This is a genomic window from Streptomyces sp. NPDC058664, from assembly GCF_042716635.1.
Classification (GTDB): Bacteria; Actinomycetota; Actinomycetes; order Streptomycetales; family Streptomycetaceae; genus Streptomyces.
In genome coordinates this window covers 1-19,886 of record NZ_JBHXRW010000031.1, presented here as the reverse complement: position 1 = coordinate 19,886, position 19,886 = coordinate 1, and the positions used below count along the sequence as shown (strand labels likewise).

The 19,886-nt window shown below is 70.7% G+C and carries 17 protein-coding genes and 1 pseudogene; 6 read left to right on the top strand and 12 right to left on the bottom strand.

The genetic code is table 11. From position 1 onward, the window contains the following. Positions 1-162 precede the first annotated feature (162 nt). Positions 163-1,458, top strand: a complete 1,296-nt coding sequence (locus tag ACFWUY_RS24345; RefSeq protein ID WP_384112693.1) for an exo-beta-N-acetylmuramidase NamZ domain-containing protein — start codon at positions 163-165, stop codon at positions 1,456-1,458. A gap of 329 nt (positions 1,459-1,787) precedes the next feature. Here the strand turns inward: ACFWUY_RS24345 and ACFWUY_RS24340 are convergent. Together ACFWUY_RS24340 and ACFWUY_RS24335 are read right to left on the bottom strand one after the other, a co-directional pair. Beyond that, positions 1,788-2,162, bottom strand: a pseudogene (locus ACFWUY_RS24340) (glycoside hydrolase family 3 N-terminal domain-containing protein); the annotation flags it as partial. A gap of 504 nt (positions 2,163-2,666) precedes the next feature. After that, positions 2,667-3,368, bottom strand: a complete 702-nt coding sequence (locus ACFWUY_RS24335; RefSeq protein ID WP_384112690.1) for a TetR/AcrR family transcriptional regulator — start codon at positions 3,366-3,368, stop codon at positions 2,667-2,669. A 120-nt stretch (positions 3,369-3,488) separates the two neighbouring features. Here ACFWUY_RS24335 and ACFWUY_RS24330 point away from each other — a divergent pair, with 120 nt between their 5' ends. After that, positions 3,489-4,697, top strand: coding sequence for a saccharopine dehydrogenase family protein (locus ACFWUY_RS24330; RefSeq protein WP_384112687.1), 1,209 nt, complete (start codon positions 3,489-3,491; stop codon positions 4,695-4,697). A 533-nt stretch (positions 4,698-5,230) separates the two neighbouring features. Here ACFWUY_RS24330 and ACFWUY_RS24325 read toward each other — a convergent pair. Then, complete coding sequence (locus ACFWUY_RS24325) at positions 5,231-6,778, bottom strand: MFS transporter (RefSeq protein WP_384112684.1); 1,548 nt, start codon at positions 6,776-6,778, stop codon at positions 5,231-5,233. Positions 6,779-6,967: 189 nt separating this feature from the next. Between ACFWUY_RS24325 and ACFWUY_RS24320 the strand changes: the two genes are divergently transcribed. Both ACFWUY_RS24320 and ACFWUY_RS24315 read left to right on the top strand, forming a co-directional pair. Further along, on the top strand, positions 6,968-8,032 hold the full coding sequence (locus ACFWUY_RS24320) for a nitrous oxide reductase family maturation protein NosD (RefSeq protein WP_384112681.1): 1,065 nt from the start codon (positions 6,968-6,970) through the stop codon (positions 8,030-8,032). Positions 8,033-8,086: 54 nt separating this feature from the next. Beyond that, complete coding sequence (locus ACFWUY_RS24315; RefSeq protein ID WP_384112674.1) at positions 8,087-9,115, top strand: methyltransferase; 1,029 nt, start codon at positions 8,087-8,089, stop codon at positions 9,113-9,115. Between the two features lie 93 nt (positions 9,116-9,208). Here ACFWUY_RS24315 and ACFWUY_RS24310 read toward each other — a convergent pair whose 3' ends face one another. The 7 genes from ACFWUY_RS24310 to ACFWUY_RS24280 form a co-directional block, all read right to left on the bottom strand. After that, positions 9,209-9,541: a TcmI family type II polyketide cyclase gene (locus tag ACFWUY_RS24310; protein WP_384112668.1), complete on the bottom strand. Its 333-nt coding sequence runs from the start codon at positions 9,539-9,541 to the stop codon at positions 9,209-9,211. 144 nt (positions 9,542-9,685) lie between these two features. Beyond that, positions 9,686-10,165, bottom strand: coding sequence for an SRPBCC family protein (locus ACFWUY_RS24305; protein WP_384112664.1), 480 nt, complete (start codon positions 10,163-10,165; stop codon positions 9,686-9,688). A 1-nt stretch (position 10,166) separates the two neighbouring features. Continuing rightward, complete coding sequence (locus tag ACFWUY_RS24300) at positions 10,167-10,427, bottom strand: phosphopantetheine-binding protein (RefSeq protein ID WP_384112658.1); 261 nt, start codon at positions 10,425-10,427, stop codon at positions 10,167-10,169. A gap of 24 nt (positions 10,428-10,451) precedes the next feature. Continuing rightward, a complete protein-coding gene (locus ACFWUY_RS24295) occupies positions 10,452-11,696 on the bottom strand; it encodes a ketosynthase chain-length factor (RefSeq protein ID WP_384112653.1) in 1,245 nt (414 codons plus the stop codon). Beyond that, complete coding sequence (locus tag ACFWUY_RS24290; RefSeq protein ID WP_384112647.1) at positions 11,693-12,961, bottom strand: beta-ketoacyl-[acyl-carrier-protein] synthase family protein; 1,269 nt, start codon at positions 12,959-12,961, stop codon at positions 11,693-11,695. The genes ACFWUY_RS24295 and ACFWUY_RS24290 overlap by 4 nt, the downstream gene beginning before the upstream one ends. Next, on the bottom strand, positions 12,958-13,428 hold the full coding sequence (locus ACFWUY_RS24285) for a cupin domain-containing protein (protein ID WP_384112642.1): 471 nt from the start codon (positions 13,426-13,428) through the stop codon (positions 12,958-12,960). The genes ACFWUY_RS24290 and ACFWUY_RS24285 overlap by 4 nt, the downstream gene beginning before the upstream one ends. 70 nt (positions 13,429-13,498) lie before the next feature. Next, positions 13,499-14,620, bottom strand: a complete 1,122-nt coding sequence (locus ACFWUY_RS24280) for a SchA/CurD-like domain-containing protein (RefSeq protein WP_384112637.1) — start codon at positions 14,618-14,620, stop codon at positions 13,499-13,501. A 231-nt stretch (positions 14,621-14,851) separates the two neighbouring features. Here ACFWUY_RS24280 and ACFWUY_RS24275 point away from each other — a divergent pair, with 231 nt between their 5' ends. Continuing rightward, positions 14,852-16,513 (top strand): FAD-dependent oxidoreductase, encoded by a 1,662-nt coding sequence (locus ACFWUY_RS24275; RefSeq protein ID WP_384112635.1) that lies wholly within the window; start codon positions 14,852-14,854, stop codon positions 16,511-16,513. A 484-nt stretch (positions 16,514-16,997) separates the two neighbouring features. Here ACFWUY_RS24275 and ACFWUY_RS24270 read toward each other — a convergent pair whose 3' ends face one another. After that, positions 16,998-17,456: a hypothetical protein gene (locus ACFWUY_RS24270; protein WP_384112631.1), complete on the bottom strand. Its 459-nt coding sequence runs from the start codon at positions 17,454-17,456 to the stop codon at positions 16,998-17,000. A 499-nt stretch (positions 17,457-17,955) separates the two neighbouring features. Here ACFWUY_RS24270 and ACFWUY_RS24265 point away from each other — a divergent pair, with 499 nt between their 5' ends. Continuing rightward, the gene (locus tag ACFWUY_RS24265; protein WP_384112626.1) at positions 17,956-18,849 is read left to right on the top strand and encodes a DUF1206 domain-containing protein; all 894 of its coding nucleotides are present in this window, start codon (positions 17,956-17,958) and stop codon (positions 18,847-18,849) included. Positions 18,850-19,701: 852 nt separating this feature from the next. On the opposite strand, the gene ACFWUY_RS24260 is transcribed toward ACFWUY_RS24265, so the two are convergent. Further along, on the bottom strand, positions 19,702-19,886 hold a 185-nt coding region (locus ACFWUY_RS24260; protein ID WP_384112623.1), incomplete at its 5' end, for a hypothetical protein.

Here is a 19,886-nt window from a genome sequence, read left to right as displayed (position 1 = left end):
CGTCACCAGGCGCCATTGGTGCCACCAATAACACCTTTTCTTTCCTCTTGACCTTCGAGGTGTGCGGGTCATCCACTGGGGTGCTCTGCCCGCTCCGCAGCCGCGCGTCTGTCCGCCCGATCCTCCGTCACCACACCCCGGCTTCCGAGGAGACCCACCATCATGAGACGCAGAGACCTCCTGACGGCCTCGGCGGCGCTCGCCGCCACCCCCGCCCTGGCCACCCGGGCCACGGCCGACGCGCCGGACGCCCCCTCCGGGAAGGGCACGCCAGGACCGCGGGCCCGTGTGCGTACCGGTTTCGAGCGGCTGCGCGCGAGCGGCTACGCCTCACTGGCCGGACAGCGGGTGGGCGTCATCTCCAACCCGACCGGCGTCGACGCCGACCTCGGTCACATCGTCGACGCGATGGCCGCCGACGGGAAGGTGGACCTGGTCGCCGTGTTCGGCCCCGAACACGGATTCCGCGGCACCTCGCAGGCAGGGCAGGGCGAGGACTTCTTCACCGACGCCAAGACCGGCCTGCCCGTCTACAACGCCTACAACAGCTCCACCACCATGGCGGGCTACTTCGCCGAACTGAACCTGGACACCGTGGTGTTCGACATCCAGGAGATCGGCGCCCGCTTCTACACCTACATCTGGACGATGTACCTGGCCCTGGAGGCGGCGGCCGAGCTGGGGCTGCGCTTCGTGGTCCTCGACCGCCCGAACGTCCTGTCCGCGAGGGACGCGCACGGCCCGGTGCTGTACCCGGAGAACTCCACCTTCGTGGGGCTGAAGCCGATCGCCCAGCAGTACGGCATGACCGTCGGCGAACTGGCCGGTCTCTTCAACGACACGTTCGTCCCCGAAACGACCGGCGGCAAGCGCGCGGACCTGCACGTGGAGCGGATGGCGGGCTGGAAGCGGCGGATGCGGTACGCGCAGACCGGCCTGCCGTGGGTGCCGCCGTCGCCGAACATGCCGACGGTCGCCACGGCCGAGGCGTACGTGGGGACCTGCTACTTCGAGGCCTCGGCGCTGTCCGAGGGCCGTGGCACCACGATGCCCTTCCAGCTGCTCGGCGCGCCCGGTGTCGACCACCGCTGGCAGGAGGCGCTGAACGGCCTCGGTCTGCCCGGAGTCCGGTTCCGTGAGGCGTACTTCACCCCGACCTTCTCCAAGTGGTCCGGCAAGTCCTGCGGTGGCGTGGAACTCCAGATCACCGACCACGACCGGTTCGATCCGATCCGTACCGCCCTGACCATGATCAAAGAGCAGCGCAGGCTCTTCCCCGCGCACGGCTGGCGCAGCCAGGACGGCGGCAGCAATTACTGGCTCGACAAGCTCAGCGGCGACCGCCGGGTGCGGCTCGCGGTGGAGGCGGGCGCGCCCGTCGACGACATCGTGGCTCTGTGGCAGGACGACCTCGCCGCCTTCCGCACCCGGCGTGCGCGGCACCTGCTGTACTCCTGACGCTCCCGGCACCTGCCGCACCGTTCCTGTCGACGTCCGGGGACGACGGCGCGGCCGCGGGAGCGTACGACAGCACCACCACGGCCGGGTGCCTGTGGTGGTGCTGTCGCCCTGACGGAGAACCCGGGCTCATGCTCCTGCGGTGCCCAGGCCGTGGCCGTAGGGGGAGAGGGTGCCCGTCCCGTCGGCCCGGGGGACGGTGACGGGCAGACGTCCGTGCGGCGGGATCTCGCCGAAGAGGGCGCGGACCGCGGCTTCGAGGGAGACGGGGGTGGAGGAGTAGGTCGCCAGGTAGGTGCGGGCGCCGGCCAGGCGGTTGATGTCGTAGGGGTCGCCGCCACGCCGGCGCTTTCGTATCCGTCGACCTGAGCGGCGACCAGGGAGGCCACCAGACCCGGGTCTTCTCCGAAGGAGCGCACGCCGATGACCGGGTTGCCGGGGGCGACGTTGACGTCGGCGATGGGCGCGTAGTTCTGGTTGATCCCGACGGCGCGCAGCTCGCGGCCCTCGATGAGGGCGGCGGTCCGGGCGTCGTCCGCGCTGCGTCCCGCGCCCAGGGCCATGCCGCCGGGGAACTGCGTGGCAGGTGGGCCGAAGCGGTGGACGACTCCGTGTTCCTGGTCGGTGGGCACGGTCGGCGGAACCGACGTGCGGCCGTGCGCGGCGGAACGCTGGATGCCGTCGGACAGGGCGTCGTCGCTGTGGCCGGGGCCGTCGGCCCCGGCCACAGCCGGTGCGGTGAAGGGCATGGCGGCGGCCGGCACGGCGCGACCCCAGGCCGCCGAACTTGCCGAGGACCGCCGCCCGCGTGGCGCTCGGCCGGGTGACGCCGGGGCCCACGTAGACGTGGTGGTCGATCACGTCGCCGTTCCCGCCGTCCACCGAACCGCAGCAGTGTGCGGGAGCTCGGAACGGCCGTGTTCTCGACGGCGATCGGCTGACGTCCGGAGCCAGCTCGTACCCGCGCACCCAAGGCTCCAGGGGGAGACCATGGCTTACCGGGCGTCAGCTGACCACTGCCGAGGAGAAGCCGGCGGTCGCGCTCTTTTCCGAGGTCTCGTCGGACCGGGCAACGGGTAGCGGTCCGCTGGCTTCGCTCCCCATTAGGTAACGGGGGAGCCGTTGGTGAGCTGTCGGACAGCCGGAACCGAACGGGGCAGCCGCATGTCGGGCCCTTGACCGGCCTGTCTGCTGCGCCCGCGTGCGACTCAGCTGTTCTTGATCGCTGCCTCCGCGCTGTCGAGCAGCATGTCCAGAGCTGTGGGGTAGGCGCTCTTGTTCATGCGGGCGACCAGGAGCGGGGCGGTCGCCGCGATGTTCGGATGGGTACTCGGCGGGAGCTGGGCGTAGGTGGCGTGCCAGACCGCTTCGTCGGCGGAGCGGGCCGCCGCCGGCAGTGCGAGGCTCGCGGCGTCGAGCGCGGCGAAGGCGAGGGTCTGGTCGATGAAGGCCTGGTAGACGCGCACCACATCAGGGTCGGGCAGACCGGTGGAGCGCAGGATCCCGAGGATCGCCTCGTCGCTGTCGATCTCGTGTGTCCGTCCGCTGACGCGGCTGGCGGTGAGGACCGCCGCTTCGGGGTGGGTGAGATAGGCGGAGTGAATGCGCAGGCCGATGCCGCGCAGGTCGGTGCGCCAGTCGCCGGTGGGCTCCCAGCCGCTCATGGCGCGGCCGATCAGCTCGTCGGCGATCGCGAGCGTCAGGTCGTCGGAGCCCCGGAAGTAGCGGTACAGCGTGCTCGGATCGGCTCCGAGAGCCAGGCCGAGACGCCGCACGGTCAGACCCTCCCGGCCGTGCTCGTGCAACATCCGCAGCGCGGTCTCCACGATCAGCCCCTGCGAGAGGACCACGCCCTGTCTGGTCGGTCTCCTGCGGCGCCGGGCCGAGTCCGGGACCACTTCCTTCGGCATCGGGACCTCCTGCTCTCTCCTCGGACCACCTTATGCCAACACTGTTGTAGTGAACGGGGGCGTCACGTTCTCATGGCCGCACCAGGGGCTTCGGCCTTCCCGATGAAAGGAACTGCTGACATGCGCGTACTGCTTGTGGGGGTGGGTGGCGTGGGTACCGCGATCACCAGGATCGCCGCCCGCCGCTCCTTCTTCGACCACATGGTCGTCGCCGACTACGACCTCTCCCGCGCCGAAGCCGCGGTCACCGCACTCGGCGAGAACGAGAGCAGGTTCAGCGCGGCGCGCGTCGACGCCTCCGACCGGACCGCGGTGACCGCCCTGCTCGCCGAGGAACGGTGCGACGTCCTGCTCAACGCCACCGACCCGCGGTTCGTGATGCCGCTGTTCGAAGCCGCGCTGGCCGCCGGTGTGCACTACCTGGACATGGCGATGTCGCTGTCCGCGCCTCACCCGGAGCGTCCGCACGAGGAGTGTGGAGTCAAGCTGGGCGACCTGCAGTTCGAGCGCGCGGCCCAGTGGGAGGAGGCCGGTCGGCTGGCCCTCGTCGGGGTGGGCGTGGAGCCCGGCCTCTCCGATGTCTTCGCCCGCTACGCGGCGGACGAGCTCTTCGACGACATCGAGGAGATCGGTGTGCGCGACGGCGCGAACCTGACGGTCGACGGTCACGACTTCGCGCCCTCCTTCTCCATCTGGACGACGATCGAGGAGTGTCTGAACCCGCCGGTGATCTGGGAGAGGGATCGCGGCTGGTTCACCACGGCACCCTTCAGCGAATCCGAGGTCTTCGACTTCCCCGAGGGCATCGGCCCGGTCGAGTGCGTCAACGTCGAACACGAGGAGGTGCTGATGATCCCCCGCTGGGTGGACGCCAAGAGGGTCACCTTCAAGTACGGGCTCGGTGACGAGTTCATCGAGACCCTCAAGACCCTGCACAAGCTGGGCCTCGACCGTACCGAGAAGGTGAGCGTGCCGGGCGGCGCGGTGGCTCCGCGCGACGTGGTCGCCGCCTGTCTGCCCGACCCGGCCACCCTCGGTGACCGCATGCACGGCAAGACCTGCGCCGGCACCTGGGTGAAGGGCACCAAGGACGGCGAGCCGCGGGAGGTCTACCTGTACCACGTCGTCGACAACCAGTGGTCGATGAGCGAATACGGTTCGCAGGCCGTCGTCTGGCAGACGGCGATCAACCCCGTTGTCGCCCTGGAACTCCTGGCCGGTGGAATCTGGACCGGCTCCGGCGTCCTCGGCCCCGAGGCTTTCGCCCCCCGGCCCTACCTGGACCTCCTCGCCGCGTACGGCTCTCCCTGGGGCATGCGCGAGCAGTAGCCCGGACGCCCGGAACGCGCCAGAGCCCCTGGAAAGCCGACCTCCTGGGAGCGCTGGCTGTCCATGAGCCACACGAAAGCCTGTGAGCTGGTTGCGCTCACGCACCGTGATGCCGCGGATCCCGCACGCCTTCTGCTGCGCGAAAATGTTCAGCAGTCGCTTGACCTTGTGCAGGGCCTTCACCATCTGGTGATGCGTCAGTGAAGTCAGCGAGTGGTCAGCATGAGTCCTGAGAAACCTGGGGACAGCTGACCGGACATGCGAATCGTTGTGCGCTGCGAAGACCGCCCTCGACCTGCGGGAATGCAGGCAGGGAGCAGACAGAACGGGAATCTCTCCATGCTTCGTGCGCTGTTCAGGTCCAAGATCCGACTATTTGGCGTCGCCGCAGGTCAGGGGCATTATCTGCCCCCCTCAGGTCAGTAAAAGGTCAGCACGCGTCCTCGCCGCGTCTCGACCCGCTGGATACCGTCGGCGTCCTGCTGCTTGTCGGCAGCTCCCGCTGGGGCCCCACGCGTCGTGCGTGGCCGTCGCTACAGGGCTGCGTCCGCTCGTGGCTCCCGGTCTCGTGGGTTCGTGTTCGCTGTCGGCCCCCGCTGTTCCGCGCCGCCGGCGGGGACGCGTACCGTCGCGACGACGAGCAGTGAGGCCAGCGCCCCGAGCGCCGCCGCCACGACCAGCATCCCGTTCAGGCCGGACGCGAACGCCTCGCGTACCAGGTGTGCCATCTCGGCGCGCTCATTTTCCGGCCAGCCGGCGACGATCGACCGGGCTTGCCCGCCGCTCAGAGCGGCGGCCGTCTCGTGCGGGTCCGGGACACCGCCGTCGGCCTTCAGCACACGTTCGATCCGCGACTGGAAGATCACGCCGAACACGGCGACCCCCAAGGCGAAGCCCAACTGGCGGAACGTGTTGACCGCGCCGCCCGCCATGCCTCCGCGCTCCGGCGGCACCGAGGCCAGGGCCGCCGCCGACAGACTCGGTGTCACGAGCCCGACGCCCAGGCCGGCGACGACGAGCCCCGCCACGAGGCTGCTGCCCGAAGACCCCGCGTCCAGGGTGGCCTGCATTCCGGAGCCCAGAGCGATGAGCGCGAGCCCGCCCCCGATGGCAGCCCGTGGCGGCCAGGGACCGAAGCGGCCTGCGAGCGCCGAGACGACGAACGCGGCGGCGCACATGGGCAGGATGTACAGACCTGCCTCGACGGGCTCGTACCCCAGTACGGACTGCATCCACAGCGATTCGTACAGCAGATAGGCGAACGCGGCGCCCTGCATGAACAGGGCGCTGATCATGATGCCGGTGAACGACGGCCTGCGGAACAGCGACAGGTCGAGGACGGGATGCTCGTGCCTCGTCTCGACCACGACGAAGAGGGTGAGGGCGACGGCCGCCATCGCGAACAGGCCGAGGGTGAGCGATGTCGCCCAGCCGTCGGAGTGGGCTCGGATCAGCCCGAACGTCAGTGCGCCGCTCGCCACCGTGAAGGTGACCATGCCGAGTACGTCCGCACGCTGCCGGCCGCCGCCCTTGGCCTCTCGCACCGAGTGCAGAGTCAGCACGACGGCGATCAGGCAGACCGGCAGGTTGACCAAGAAGATCCATCGCCAGTCCAGGTACTGGGTGAGGAGTCCGCCGACCATCGGCCCCGCGGCCGCGGCGACCGAGTTGGTGGCGCCCCACACGGCGAATGCCACCCCCCGCTCCCGGCCGCTGTAGTGCATGCCGAGCAGGGCGATCGTCGTACCGAACATTCCGGCCGCGCCCATTCCCTGTACCGCCCGGGCGCCGATCAGCACACCCGCGTTCGGGGCCACCGCACACGCCACCGAAGCCGCGGTGAAGACGATCAGGCCGACGAGGTACACCCTCTTGCGGCCGATCCGGTCGGCGCGGGAGCCGACGCCGAGCAGCAGCGACGCCAGGGCCAGCGCGTAGATGTCGACCACCCACTCCACGTCGGAGAGCGTGGTGCCGAGGTCCGCCGCCATGTCGGGCAGCGCCACGGTCACGATCGTGACGTCCACCAGAAGCATGAAGGTGCCCAGACAGACCGCCACCAAAGGCCACCACTTGCGCATCCGGACCCCTTCCCTGCGCGCCGCGTCGCCGAAGAGGCGCCCCCGGCGGCGCCATGATCCACGGCCGGGCGCCGGTTCCGCCCGGGACCCGCGCGCCACGCCCGTCGTGTGGACCTCAGGGGGGTATGTCTAGGTCCGCCTGGACGATCAGCGGTAGCAGGCCGGCACCCGCGCTCATAGCTTCGGCACATGACCAGACGACAGATCGCCCACCTGGCATGCGCCGCGGTTCTCGCGGCCTCAGGCCTGGGCGCAGCCGCCCCGACGGCAGACAACCGACCGACGGTGCACCGGGTGAAGCCCGGCGAATCGATCCAGAAGGCCGTGGACGCCGCGAAGCCGGGGGACACCGTCGCCCTCTCTCCCGGCACCTACCGTGAGAGCGTCCGCATCACCACCTCGGACCTGACGCTGCGAGGCTCGGGTCTCTCGCCCACCGTCATCGTGCCCGGCGACGCCGCCGGCGACGCGTGCGCCAAGGGCGGTCACGGCATCTGCGTGACCGGGACGGAGAGCCGTCCCGTCGTGGGCGTCACCGTCAGATCGCTGACGCTCAGGGGCTTCACCAACAACGGCCTGTGGGCGTCCTGGACCGACCGGCTCAAGGTCCACAAGGTGCTCGCCGACAAGAACGGCAAGTGGGGCATCGCTCAGGAGCGCTCCGTGCGCGGTGTGTTCAGCCACAACATCGCCCGGAACAACGGTGACGCCGGACTGTTCATCGCCAACACCATCGACAGGGAGCACGGGGCCACCGACGCCAAGGGGACCGTGATCACGCACAACAGCCTGTCCGGCAACCGGATCGGCATCACCGTCCGCCGCCTGCGGAACGTGACCGTCGACCACAACGACGCGACCGGGAACTGCGCCGCGGTGTTCGTGGTCGGCGACGAGTCCAAGCCGCGCGCCGGGGCGATGACGCTGCGCCGGAACAACATCCACTCCAACAACAAGCACTGCCCGCAGACCCCCCGTCTCCCGTTCCTGCAGGGTTCGGGAATCGTCCTCACCGGCGCAGAGCAGACGGTGGTGGAGAAGAACAGGGTCGTCGACAACGTGGGCACGTCCCCGCTCTCGGGCGGCATCGTGCTGTTCAAGAGCTTCGTCGGCGCCAAGAACGAGCAGAACGAGATCCGCGACAACGTGGTGATGCGCAACAGCACCGCCGACCTGGCCAACCGGGACACCGGCCAGGGAAACACCTTCACCCGCAACCGGTGCACGCTCTCGGAGCCCGCCGGAATGTGCTGACCTGTCCGGTTCCCCGCCACCGCCCACGGTACGACAGCAAGGACAAGGCGACAGATGACAACGGTTGAACCGGCTCCCCCGCCGCCCATGCGGCTGAGGGAACTCGTATTCGGGGCGGCGTGTGCCGCCGCCGTACGCGCGGCCGCCCGCCTGGGAGTGGCCGACGCCCTGGGCGACACGCCCATGACCGTGGACGACCTGGCGGAGGCGGTGAAGACCCAGCCGCGGACACTGCGCCGCCTGCTGCGCGCGCTGGCCTGCCAAGGGGTCTTCACCGAGCATCCCGACGGCGCCTTCGCGCACACGGAGATGTCCCGGCTGCTGCGCGAGGACGATCCCCACAGCCTGCGGTACATCGCGCTCTGGTGCACCGAGCCGTGGACGTGGGACGTCTGGCCGAAGCTCGACGAGGCGGTGCGCTCCGGACGCAACGTCTTCGAGGACGTGTACGAACGGGAGTTCTTCGCGTACCTCAACGAAGAGGCGCCCGAGTCCGCCCACGTCTTCAACCGGGCCATGACGACGTCGAGTCAGCAGTCGGCGCGTGACGTCGCGAACCTCCTCGACCTCGGTGACGTGTCCTCCGTCGCGGACATCGGAGGCGGGCAGGGACACGTCCTCGCGAGCCTGCTGGAGAAGCACCCGCTTCTGCACGGCACGCTGCTCGACCTCCCGGGAGTGGTGGAGAACGCCGACCCGCGCCTGCGGGACGGCGGCGCGCTGAGCCCCCGGGTCCGTGTCGTGGCCGGTGACTGCCGTGAGGACATCCCGGTCCAGGCGGACGTGTACATCATCAAGAACATCCTGGAGTGGGACGACGACAGCACCCGCAGGGCGCTCGCCAACGTCCGCGGGGCGGCGCGCCCGGGCGCCCGGGTCGTCGTGATCGAGAACCTCGTGGACGACACGCCCTCGATGAGGTTCACGACCGCCATGGACCTGCTGCTGCTCCTCAACGTCGGCGGTGCGAAGCACACCCGGCAGAGCATGGTCGACCGGCTGACGGACGCGGGGCTCGTCATCGGCGAGATCCGCCCGGTCAACGCGTACCTGCACGCCTTCGAGTGCACCGTTCCCCTCTGACGGAGCCGAAGGAGGTACACCCGAGGCCGCCCGCTCCGCGTAGTTCGCGGGGCGGGCGGCCTCGGGTGTACCTGCCGTGCTTACCTCGGGGGATCAGGAGGACGCGTCGCGCTCCCAGCGGTAGAAGCACTGCGCCATGGCGTCCTTGGGGCTCCGCCACGTCGCCGGGTCGTACGCGCTGACGTACGCCGACAGCCTCTCGCTGGCGTCCCGGAACTCCGGGTGGCCGGCGAGCTTGGCGATGGCCGGCGCCGGGTCCCGGTCCGACTCGATGAGGTGCAGGTACACGTCACCGAACTGGAACAGGCGGCGCCGGGTGACGCCGACCAGATGCGGGAGCTCGCCACGGTCGGAGGCGGCGAACACGTCGGCGATCGCCGGCGCCGAATCGGGCGCCATGCGGGCGACGATCAGGGCGTGATGCATCGAGCGTCCTTCCTGGGTGTGCGGGTGTGCGGGTGCGCGGGTGTGCGGGTCAAGCGGCCGCGCGGGAGCGGTGCGCGGGAAAGCGGGGGAGCGGTGTACGGACGAACGCGCCGGCCGGGCGCGGGTGCGCGCGGCCGGGTGCGGTCAGCGGGGCAGGACCGGGGCGCTCCGGCGGTCGCGGGCGACCTGCTCGATGCGGTCCCGGATGAGAGCCATCTGCGTGCGGGAGTTCCGGTTGATGTTGTCGGTCATCCAGGCGTCGTCGACCGGGGCGTCGGGCTTCATCGCGAAGTCCTGCACCCAGCGCATGTGGACGCCGGCCGGCGTCTCCTCGTACTCCCACCGGATGTCCATGTGGTCGAACGGGCCGGTCTCGACGCGGCGGGCGCGGACCGTCCGCCCGGCGCGGTCGACGGTGCGCTCCGACACCCAGCTCCAGACCTTCCCGGACTCGTCCGGGTGCATGGTCAGACGGAAGGTGGTGGAGTCCCCCTCGCGGGAGAGCACCTCGAGCGAGGCGTACTCGCTGAAGAGGTCGGGCCAGTTCTCGATGTCGTTGGTGATGTCCCAGACGAGGTCGAGCGGGGCGTCGATGGTGACGCTGTTGTCGGTGTGACCGGACACGTCAGACTCCCGTCTTGAGGGCGTCGTTGACCAGGCCGACGAACTCGGCGGGCGTCTTGCAGCGCTCGGCGTCGGTGGGCAGCGCCACGCCGTACCGGTTCTCCAGCTCGCCCACGATCCCGAGCAGGCCCAGCGAGTCGAGGCCGAGGGTGGTGAACGGCGCGTCCGGCGCCTTCTCCAGCTCCCGGGCGTCGACGGTGACGCCGGCCGCCTGCTTCATCAGCGTGGCGAGTTCGTCGAAGGTCAGTGCGGTGGTGATCATCTGTGCTCTCCTTCCCGCCCGGTCCTACCGGGCGGTGTCGTCGCCGCGGCGCACGACCAGCGCCGCGTTGGATCCCATGAGTCCCCGGCTGAGGACGAGGGCCGTGCGCAGCTCGGCGGGGCGAGCGCGGGACATCACCAGATCGAGGTCGTGGCAGATGTCGAACACGTTGGGGGTGGGGGGGACGACGCCGTGTTCCATCGCGAAGACCGCGGCGGCGGTGTCCAGGACGGGTGCCCCGCAGTAGGCGCGGCCGATGCCCGTCTTGGGCGCCGTGACCGGTACGCGGGCGGCGTGTGTCCCGAGGGCGTCGGCGATCGCCAGTGCCTCCGCGCGGTCCGCCTCCGGTACGCCGAGGGCGTCGGCGAAGACGACGTCGATCTCCTCGGGCGCGCAGTCGGCCTCGTCGAGGGCGACGCGGATCGCGCGGGCGAGTCCCTCCCGGGACTCCTCCCACCGGGAGGCGCCGGTGAACGTGGCGCCGTGACCGGCCACGACGGCCCGGACGGCCGCTCCGCGGTCGCGGGCGCGGGACTCGTCCTCCACGACGAGCATCGCGCCGCCCTCCGCGGGGACGAAGCCGCAGGCCCCCGAGGTGAAGGGCCGGTAGGCGCGGTCAGGGTCCTCGACGGTGCTGAGCTCCGGGTATCCGAGCTGGCACACCATCGAGTACGGGGCGAGGGGCGCCTCGGCGGCTCCGACGACCACCGCGCCGGTCCCGCGCCGTACGGCCCGGGCGGCGTGGGCGAGGCCGTCCAGACCGCCCGCTTCGTCGCTCGCGACCACACCGCACGGACCCTTGAACCCGCTCCGGATGGAGATCTGGCCGGTGCTCGCTGCGTAGAACCAGGCGATGGACTGGTAGGGGCCGACGAACTTGGATCCCTGCCCCCACAGTTTCTGCAGCTCTCGCTGACCGAACTCGCCGCCGCCGGATCCGGCGGCGGTGACCACGCCGATCGAGAAGGGCTCCTCCGGGTCGTGGGCGAGGCCGGCGTCGTCGAGGGCGAGCTGGGCCGCGGCCATCGCGTAATGGCTGAACCGGTCGGTCTGGACGAGGAAGCGCTCCTCGATCAGCGAGGAGGCGTCGAACCCCCGGACCTCGCCCGCTACCTTGAGCGGCAGGTCCTGGCACCCCTCGCGGGTGATCCGGTCCAGTGCGCCGAGCCCTTCCCGGACGGACTTCCAGTACGCGTCGGCGCGCAGTCCGTTGGGGGCGATCACACCGATGCCGGTGACGACCGCGCGCCGTGGGCGTTCAGTGCTCATCGTGTCCTCCCGCCCGTCCCCGTCAGGAGGACCGCGGACTGGAAGCCGCCGAATCCGCTGCCCACGGAGAGCACGTTCCTGAGCTTCCGGGGGCGGGCGGTGCGCGGCACGTAGTCCAGGTCGCACTCGGGGTCGGGGGTCTCGTAGTTCGCCGTCGGCGGGACCACCTGGTGCTTCAGCGCGAGGACGCAGGCGGCCACCTCGATGGCGCCGATCGCGCCCAGCGAGTGCCCCACCATGGACTTGATGGAGCTCATGGGCGTGTCGTAGGCATGGGCGCCCAGGGACCGCTTCACGGCGGCGGTCTCGTGCCGGTCGTTCTGGCGGGTGCCGGAGCCGTGCGCGTTGACGTAGTCGATCAGCGTCGGGTCGAGCCGGGCCTGGTCGAGCGTGGAGTCGATCGCCCGGGACATCTCCAGCCCCTCGCCGGTCAGACCGGTCATGTGGTACGCGTTGCCGAAGGTGGCGTAACCGCCGATCTCGCAGTAGATGTGCGCACCGCGGGCCCTGGCGTGCTCGTACTCCTCCAGGACGAGGACGGCGGCGCCTTCGCCCATGACGAAACCGTTGCGGTTGTTGTCGAAGGGCCTGGAGGCGTGCTCCGGGTCGTCGTTGTCGGGCGACGTGGCCTTGATGGCGTCGAAGCAGGCCATGGTGATCGGGGAGATCGGGGAGTCCGAAGCGCCCGCGATGCAGACGTCCGCCCGGCCTTCCTCGATGGTGTGGAAGGCGTAGCCGACCGCGTCGAGACCGGAGGTGCACCCGGTGGAGACGGTCTGCACCGGTCCGCGGGCCCCGAACCGTTCCGCCACGACGGAGGCGAGCGTGCTCGGCGAGAACGCCATGTGCAGCTTGGGATCGGCCGCGCGGTGGTCCACGTCCCACCGCCGTCCGCCCTCGCTGACCAGTACGTAGTCGTGTTCGAGGCGGGTGGTGCCGCCGACGGCGCTGCCCAGGGAGACGGCGACGCGCCAGGGGTCCTCCGTGTCGGTGTCGAGTCCGGAGTCGCGTACGGCTTCCCCGGCGGCGACGACGGCGAACTGGATGTACCGGTCGGCGTGGCGGCTCAGATCCGGGTCCAGTCCGTGGTCCGCCGGGTCGAAGTCGCACTCGGCGGCTATGCGCGAGCGCAGCCCGGCCGGGTCGAACAGGGTGATGCCGCGCGTCGCGGTGCGGCCGGCGGCGAGGAGGTCCCAGAACGCCTTCGCTCCGGTGCCACCCGGAGCGACCACACCGATACCGGTGACGGCCACTCGCCGGGTCACTCGATGGCCCCGCTTCGCTCGGACACCTGAGCCGGGTCGTGCACGGTCAGGTGCGGGCCCGCGGCGGCGAGCTCGGCCTCGTCGGTGAGCTCCGTGTCGACGTGCCCGAGGCTCGGCCGGGGCGCGAGCGGGCCCAGGTGGAAGACCATGCGGGCCTCCTCGGCGCCCACGTTGCGGAAGCGGTGCCGCACGTCGATCGGGATCAGGAGTCCCTGATCGGGCTGGAGAGCGTACGTCTCGCCGTCCAGGTCCACTTCCAGCGCGCCGGAGACGACGTACACGAACTCCTCGGAGTACGGGTGGTAGTGCTCGCCGATCCGCTCGCCCGGCTGAACGATGGCCAGACCCATGAAACCGCTGGTGGCACCCACCGTGGCCGGCGTGAGCATGGCCCGCAGGTCACCTCCCCGCCTGCGGTTGGGTTCCGTCTCGCTCAGGTTCACGATGCGTGGACGCTGCTTGAGCATGGTTGATACCTCCGGATGTGGCAGTGACGTGCTGGGGAGCGACTGCGGCGGGGGCCGCCGCGACCGCCTGTCAGGAAGCCGCCGAGCGATCGGTGACGGGCAGCATGTCGGCGTGCGACAGCAGCCGGTTGATGTTGCGCTCCGTCTTCAGGGAGCCTTCGACGCCGATCGCGGCGCCGTCGAGGAGGCGCTCCAGCTCCTCGGCCTTCCCGGTGTCCTTGAGCCCCAGGGAGGAGACGGGGTCGAGGTCGAGTTCGCCCGTGATGTCGATGAGGCGCACCACGATGTCGTCGCGCTGGAAGACGGTGCTGCCGTACACCGGGCTGTCCGGGTCGTCCGCCGCGACCTCGTCCTGATGGGCGAGCAGCCGGGCCAGCTCCATCCCGCGGCCTTCCTTGGCCGGGTAGTACAGCGCGTGCCGCCGCAGGTCGGCCGGTGCCGGCCGTCCGGACACCACGTGGTGGACGGCCGGGAGCGCGGCCCGGGTGAAGAACAGGCGTGCCGACTCGGGGTCGGTCAGGTCCCGGTCCTGCTCCAGGTACGGGTTGATCGCCTCCTCGACGGCTCGGACCTCGGGCTGACGGGCGACGTGCCGCAGTGCCGCGAGGAGGTCGCCCTCCACCTCCACGGCCCGCACGACGCGGTTGCCGTGCATGAAGAGGGACGTGCGGCGCAGCCGGGTGGTCTCGTCGACCTGGGCCCGGGGGGACTCGTATCCGGCCAGGATCTCCGCCACCTTCGACTCGGAGCCCGGCTTGACGGTGAAGGTGAGGGCGTGACGCGCCACACCGTCGCCCTCGCGGGCGGCGACCTGGACGCCCTTCGACGCCGCCTCCCGGGAGGCCGGCTGAGCGGGGCCGGTCTCCCGCACGATGCTGTAGCGCATCGAACGGGTGTCCCGGACACAGCTGTGCATCGGCTTGACGGTTTCGACGTGCTCCTCGCTGTTCACCCAGGCGAGGAACGGCGGAGCGCTCTCCCACTCGCTGGTGATGAGCCACTGCGAGGGGTTCTCGATGGACTGGCAGAGCTGGTCACTGATGTGACCGGGGACGGAGGCGACCTGCTTGCGCATGAGCTCGTACGCGTCCAGGAACTGCTGCTGAGCTCCTTCGTACAGGTCGAGCAGGAGGATCACCCGCAGCCTGGAGCCGTCGAACGCCGACTGGGAGATGCGTCCCGAGGGGGCCATCCGGCACACCTCTTCTCTTCTCGAGTGGGGGTGGGGACGACCTGCGTGACCGAAAGGCCGGGGTCGTCATGTGCTGATCGTTGACAGGAGCACGGACAGCGCGCGAGTCCCACGGGGCGGACGAGTGAACCGCGTGTCATCCGGGTGCTCCCGGCACGCGGACCCGTCCTCTGAGGGAAGGAATCCGTTCCCATCCCCGACTCGCGTCGCAGGCGACGCCGGAGACGAACAATGAACCGATTCGACGCGGCCGGCGAGGCAGCCGGTCACCGCACGACCGTACTCATCGTCGGCGGCTCGCTGGTGGGTCTGTCCACCGCGCTGTTCCTGGGGCGTCTCGGAGTGCCGCACACCCTGGTCGAACGTCACGCGGGCACCTCGATCCACCCGCGGGGACGCGGCAACAACGTGCGCACGATGGAGCTGTTCCGAGGAGCCGGGATCGCGCGGTCCGTCCAGGAGGCCGCGTCGGTCCTGGCGCGCAACAACGGCATCCTGCAGACGCCGAGCCTGGCGGGCGACGTCGGAGAGTGGCTGTTCAAGGAGATCGACCCCGGCGGCGGCCTCGCCCGCTTCAGCCCCGCCGGGTGGTGCCTGTGCAGCCAGAACGATCTCGAACCGGTGCTGCGCGAGCACGCCGGGGAGCTGGGCGGAGACCTGCGGTTCGCGACGGAACTGATGTCCTTCGAGCAGGACGCGGAGGGGGTGACCGCGCAGGTCAAGAGCCGCGAAACCGGTGAGCACACCACCATCCGCGCGGACTACCTCGTCGCGGCGGACGGCCCGCGCAGCCCGGTCCGTGAGCGGCTCGGCATCGGGCAGAACGGTCCGGGCGACCTGTTCCACAACGTGAGCATCACCTTCGTCTCCCGCGGCCTCGCGGACGTCGTCGGCGACCGGCACTTCATCGTCTGCTACCTGACGAACCCCGAGGCCGACGGGGCCCTGCTGCCGGTCGACAACGGGGAGCGGTGGGTGTTCCACGCTCCCTGGCACCCCGAACAGGGCGAGACGATGGAGGAGTTCACCGACGAGCGGTGCCGGGAACACATCCGCCGGGCCGTGGGGGTGCCGGACCTCGACGTGGAGATCACGGGCAAGGCCCCCTGGCACGCGGCCGAACGGATCGCCGAGCGGTACGCGGACGGCCGGGTGTTCCTCGTCGGCGACTCCGCCCACGAGATGCCGCCCACCGGGGCGTTCGGTTCCAACACCGGTATCCAGGACGCGCACAACCTCGCCTGGAAGCTCGCCGCCGTGGTCGGCGGCTGGGCCGGTCCCGGCCTGCTCGCGTCCTACGACGCGGAGCGCCGGCCGGTGGCGGAGACGACGAGCGCCCGGGCTTCGGCGCGGTCGGTCGAGCACAGCCACCCCGGCTACACCCCCGGCCCCGGATCCGGCGGCCCGAAGGGACGCAAGGGCGGCATCATCAACGAGGTGCTCGGCTACCGCTACCCGCGGGGCGCGGTCCTGGGCGCCGACCCGACGCTGCCGGTCATCTCCGACGGGCTGCGGTTGACGGGTGAACCCGGGAGCCGGGCGCCCCACGTGTGGCTGGACCGCGCCGGTGCCCGGGTCTCCACCCTCGACCTGTACGAGCGCTCCCTGGTGCTCCTGAGCTCCGAGGACGGCGCCGGCGGGTGGCACGCGGCGGCGACACGCCTCGGGCGAGAGCTGTCGGTACCGCTCGACGCGTACCGGATCGGCGACGGCCCCGACGCGGAGCTCTCCCACGCGAGCGACACGGACTGGGCGGAGGCCCACGGCGTCACCCCGGACGGCGCGGTGCTGGTCCGCCCCGACGGTTTCGTCGCGTGGCGGTCCGAAGGGGCGTCGCCGGATCCGGAAGCGGCATTGCGGCAGGCCCTCACGTCAATCCTGAGCCGGGGCTGACGGGGGATTGACGGCGCACTGACGCCGGGAGTTCAACGGGCTGCTGCTCGGCGCCAGACGGGGGGGTGCCTGCGGGGACCGGCGCCAGGGCCGTGCCCCCGCAGGCTACTTCCGGGCCTTCCGCGTCCGGCAGGGCGATGGAAGTCCCGCACAGCCCCCACGGGCGTCAACGGCCGCCCGTCCCACACGGCCCGGCACCGCCGCGCACCCCTCGTCGCTCACCGAAGCCGACCGTCACGAGTGCTGCGTTTGACGACAGCCCGGCCCGGGGCTGCACCGGATTCATGGACGCTGCGGCGACTTCGTCCTTGGGCGCGGAAGAACCGATGCTCCCTCTCCGTGAAGCTGACGAGCGGCACACGTGATCCGGCGGAGGGCCCGGGACAGTCAGGAACGACGGGCACTCGTACTGTCGGCAAGCCGCCGGTCACCCCGGTGACCAGTCGGCACAGCCACTCGTGCCTGCCACCCAAGGCGGCTGCTGTCAGGGCCTGGCGGACTGGATCGCCTCCTGCAGGTCGCCCACGGCCCGCTCGGCGTGCGCGCGGACGCTGTCCCAGGCAGCGGTGAAGTCGCGAACCGGGAAGCTCAGCCCAAGCGCATGGTGGGCGCTGGCGAGTTCCGGCCGTGGCTTGGGGTGGATGGCGGAGTTGCGGATGACAGGGATTTGATCCAGGAGCTGCACGGCCTGGTGCACCGCGTCTCGGTCGAGCGGCTTCCAGCCGGTGAGCGTGGCCGGCTTCCAGCGGGGCCGGCCCGGCACGGTGGTGTCCTCGGGAGCGGGCAGGCTGCCCCGGCTCTTGCGGCTGCGGGCGGCCTGAACGCTGATGCCCAGGTGGGCGGCGGCCTCCGGGTACCGCCAGAGCGGTGGTCGTCGGCCCTCACCGCCAAGGAATCTGAACGGGCGGCCTCGGCAGCCGGCCCTCTCACACCTCTCGCCCACTGAGGACGGGGGCGTCCTTTTCTGTGGCAGCCAAGCTCGCGACTGTCCCGCTGCGCGTCGGTGTGGACCAGGGCGGTCAGATCTGCGTGATGGTGACCCACGGTCCGCTCGCCACCGGGTACGCGGCCCGGGAGCTGCCGGCCGACTGTCCGCCCCGCTCGTCAGTGGTGTCCATGGCTTCCCCGGCACGCGAAGGCTCAGGAAGGCCCCGACGGCCGACCGTGTCGAAAAGGGCGTCGTTCATGGTTCGCCCCTGTCAGGGGCGAACCATGAACGTGGCGGAGGTGAAGGGCTGCGCTGGTGGGATGTGCTGTCGGGTGTCATGGTGAGAGAAGCCGCTGTGGGCGGAAGTCGCTGTGCCCGGCCTGCGGGAGAGCCCCTGGGGACGGTCTGCGCCCGGGCGGGTGTACGCCGCGCGGGCCGTGGCGGGGAACGCCTTGCAGCGCCCACTGACCACTGCGCCGCGTCGGCCCCGATGGTGCACGGATAGGTGTCGGGTATGACGATCGACAGGGGTGGCGCCCAGACCAAGACCCAGGGGCAGCGTGTGGCCGACAGCCGAGCCATGGAGGTTGCCTCCAGGGTCGGGCTCTGCGCCCGGGGAGTGATCTACGTCCTGGTCGGCCTCCTCGCCGTACGGATCGGTTTCGCCGGTGACAGCGGCGGCAAGGAGGCCGACCGGTCCGGTGCGGTGCGGACCATCGGTGAGCAGCCGTACGGACAGGTGCTGCTGTGGGCGCTGGTGGTGGGGCTGGCGGCGATGGCGCTGTGGCGACTGTCCGAGGCCGCGTTCGGGCAGGCGACGGCAGGCGGTGACAAGTGGGCCCGGCGCCTGGGCTCTTTGGGGCTGGCCGTCTTCTACGTCGTGATCTGTGTCAGCGTGGCGCAGACCGCGCTGATCGGCGGGGCCGCCGGGACCCGCGCCAGTGACGAGACGTCGAAGGACTACACCGCGCGAGTGCTGGAGTGGCCCTTCGGACGCGTACTCGTCGGCGCGTTCGGAGCCGTGCTGGCCGTCGTGGGCGTGGTGGTAGTGGTGCGCAGCCTGATGCGGAAGTTCGAGAAGGACCTCCGCACGGACCGGATGAGCCGGAGGACGCGGCGCGTCGTCGCCGTTCTGGGCGTCATCGGAGGCGTTGCGTGCGGGGTCGTGGCGGCGGCGGCCGGCCTGTTCGTCCTCCTGGCCGCGGTGCGCTTCGACGCCGACCAGGCGAAGGGCCTGGACGAGACACTGCGCTCGTTCGCCGAGACGCCCGCCGGGCCCTGGCTGCTGATCGCCGCGGCGCTGGGCCTCCTGACGTTCGGCCTCTACTCCTTCTGCGAAGCCCGCTGGCGCGAAGCCCCTGAACACCACGCCCCGGCGGAGCGGCCGGTCAGCCGCGGTGACGGCTGACCGCTCTGTCGGCACCCGTTCCCGCCCACGCGCTGGCGTGTGACGGGCCGCGGTCGGCGACCCGTGGGCACTTCATCCGTCGACAGGAGGTGAGATCCTGACCTCTGGTCAGGGCGTGTGAACGCCAGGTGGTACCCGAGCACGTATCTCCTGCAGAACCGGCTCGTCTTCCGTGTACTTGCCGATGACACCGCGCGGCGCGACACACGGTCGGTGAGGTCCTTCACAGAGGTGGCCACCGCGCTTCACCGGTCGTGCCCGCGCGGTCCTCCGGTTCCGTGGCCTCGGGCAATCCGCTCCTCAACCGATAGACATCGTGGCAGGCTCCCCAGGTCAGGCGACGTAGCAGTGCGGAGAAGTCTCCGAGACGGGAAGCCCTCGCTCGAGTCACGGAAGTCCGGGGGAGGAAAAACCTCCGGAACCTCCCACCTAGGCGGCCGTGCTCTTCCCTCGCCCGATTCGTCATGCCGCCGTCGGAGGGCTGCCCGGGGTCATCTGGAGGACGAGTTCCCGGCGTCTGTCGTTGCGGAACGCGGGAGCGGTCGTGGGGTGTCCGCAGCGGGCGACAGCGTTCCGCAGGCCGAGTCCCGGCATCTCCGGGACTGCCACGGAGTCCCGGAGGCGACCCACTGCCAAGAGCATCACGCCCCGTTCGCTCGATCTTCCTTCACGCAAGCACTCGGTGGGGTCGTCGCAGACATGAGCGGGCCACCGAGCCGACCGCAAAGAGGAATCCATCTGGTACCTCGTTTCCAGGGATCAGCCGACGAAGTGGCCGACTATCCCGGACCAGGAGCGGCATGGGTAGGGAGGCGGAGAGTAGCGGATCCGACCGCCGTTTCTTGTGATGTGTCAGAGGCTGTCGCACCTGCTGAGCCAGCGCCGGAGCGCGGTGTGGGTGGTGTCGTCCAGTGCGCACAGGGCCTCGATGGCATCGAGGTCGCCGGGCAGGGGCGCGATGCCCGCGGTGGTGAGAGCGGCGTGCAGCTCCAGCCGGCGGCGGTCGGTCGGTTCCAGGCGATCGGGCAGGCGGGTCG

Excerpts from the sequence above, each read along its gene's own strand:
- ACFWUY_RS24345 (WP_384112693.1), top strand. The coding sequence starts at position 163 with ATGAGACGCAGAGACCTCCTGACGGCCTCGGCGGCGCTCGCCGCCACC.
- ACFWUY_RS24335 (WP_384112690.1), bottom strand. The coding sequence starts at position 3,368 with ATGCCGAAGGAAGTGGTCCCGGACTCGGCCCGGCGCCGCAGGAGACCG.
- ACFWUY_RS24330 (WP_384112687.1), top strand. The coding sequence starts at position 3,489 with ATGCGCGTACTGCTTGTGGGGGTGGGTGGCGTGGGTACCGCGATCACC.
- ACFWUY_RS24325 (WP_384112684.1), bottom strand. The coding sequence starts at position 6,778 with ATGCGCAAGTGGTGGCCTTTGGTGGCGGTCTGTCTGGGCACCTTCATG.
- ACFWUY_RS24320 (WP_384112681.1), top strand. The coding sequence starts at position 6,968 with ATGACCAGACGACAGATCGCCCACCTGGCATGCGCCGCGGTTCTCGCG.
- ACFWUY_RS24315 (WP_384112674.1), top strand. The coding sequence starts at position 8,087 with ATGACAACGGTTGAACCGGCTCCCCCGCCGCCCATGCGGCTGAGGGAA.
- ACFWUY_RS24310 (WP_384112668.1), bottom strand. The coding sequence starts at position 9,541 with ATGCATCACGCCCTGATCGTCGCCCGCATGGCGCCCGATTCGGCGCCG.
- ACFWUY_RS24300 (WP_384112658.1), bottom strand. The coding sequence starts at position 10,427 with ATGATCACCACCGCACTGACCTTCGACGAACTCGCCACGCTGATGAAG.
- ACFWUY_RS24295 (WP_384112653.1), bottom strand. The coding sequence starts at position 11,696 with ATGAGCACTGAACGCCCACGGCGCGCGGTCGTCACCGGCATCGGTGTG.
- ACFWUY_RS24285 (WP_384112642.1), bottom strand. The coding sequence starts at position 13,428 with ATGCTCAAGCAGCGTCCACGCATCGTGAACCTGAGCGAGACGGAACCC.
- ACFWUY_RS24280 (WP_384112637.1), bottom strand. The coding sequence starts at position 14,620 with ATGGCCCCCTCGGGACGCATCTCCCAGTCGGCGTTCGACGGCTCCAGG.
- ACFWUY_RS24275 (WP_384112635.1), top strand. The coding sequence starts at position 14,852 with ATGAACCGATTCGACGCGGCCGGCGAGGCAGCCGGTCACCGCACGACC.
- ACFWUY_RS24265 (WP_384112626.1), top strand. The coding sequence starts at position 17,956 with ATGACGATCGACAGGGGTGGCGCCCAGACCAAGACCCAGGGGCAGCGT.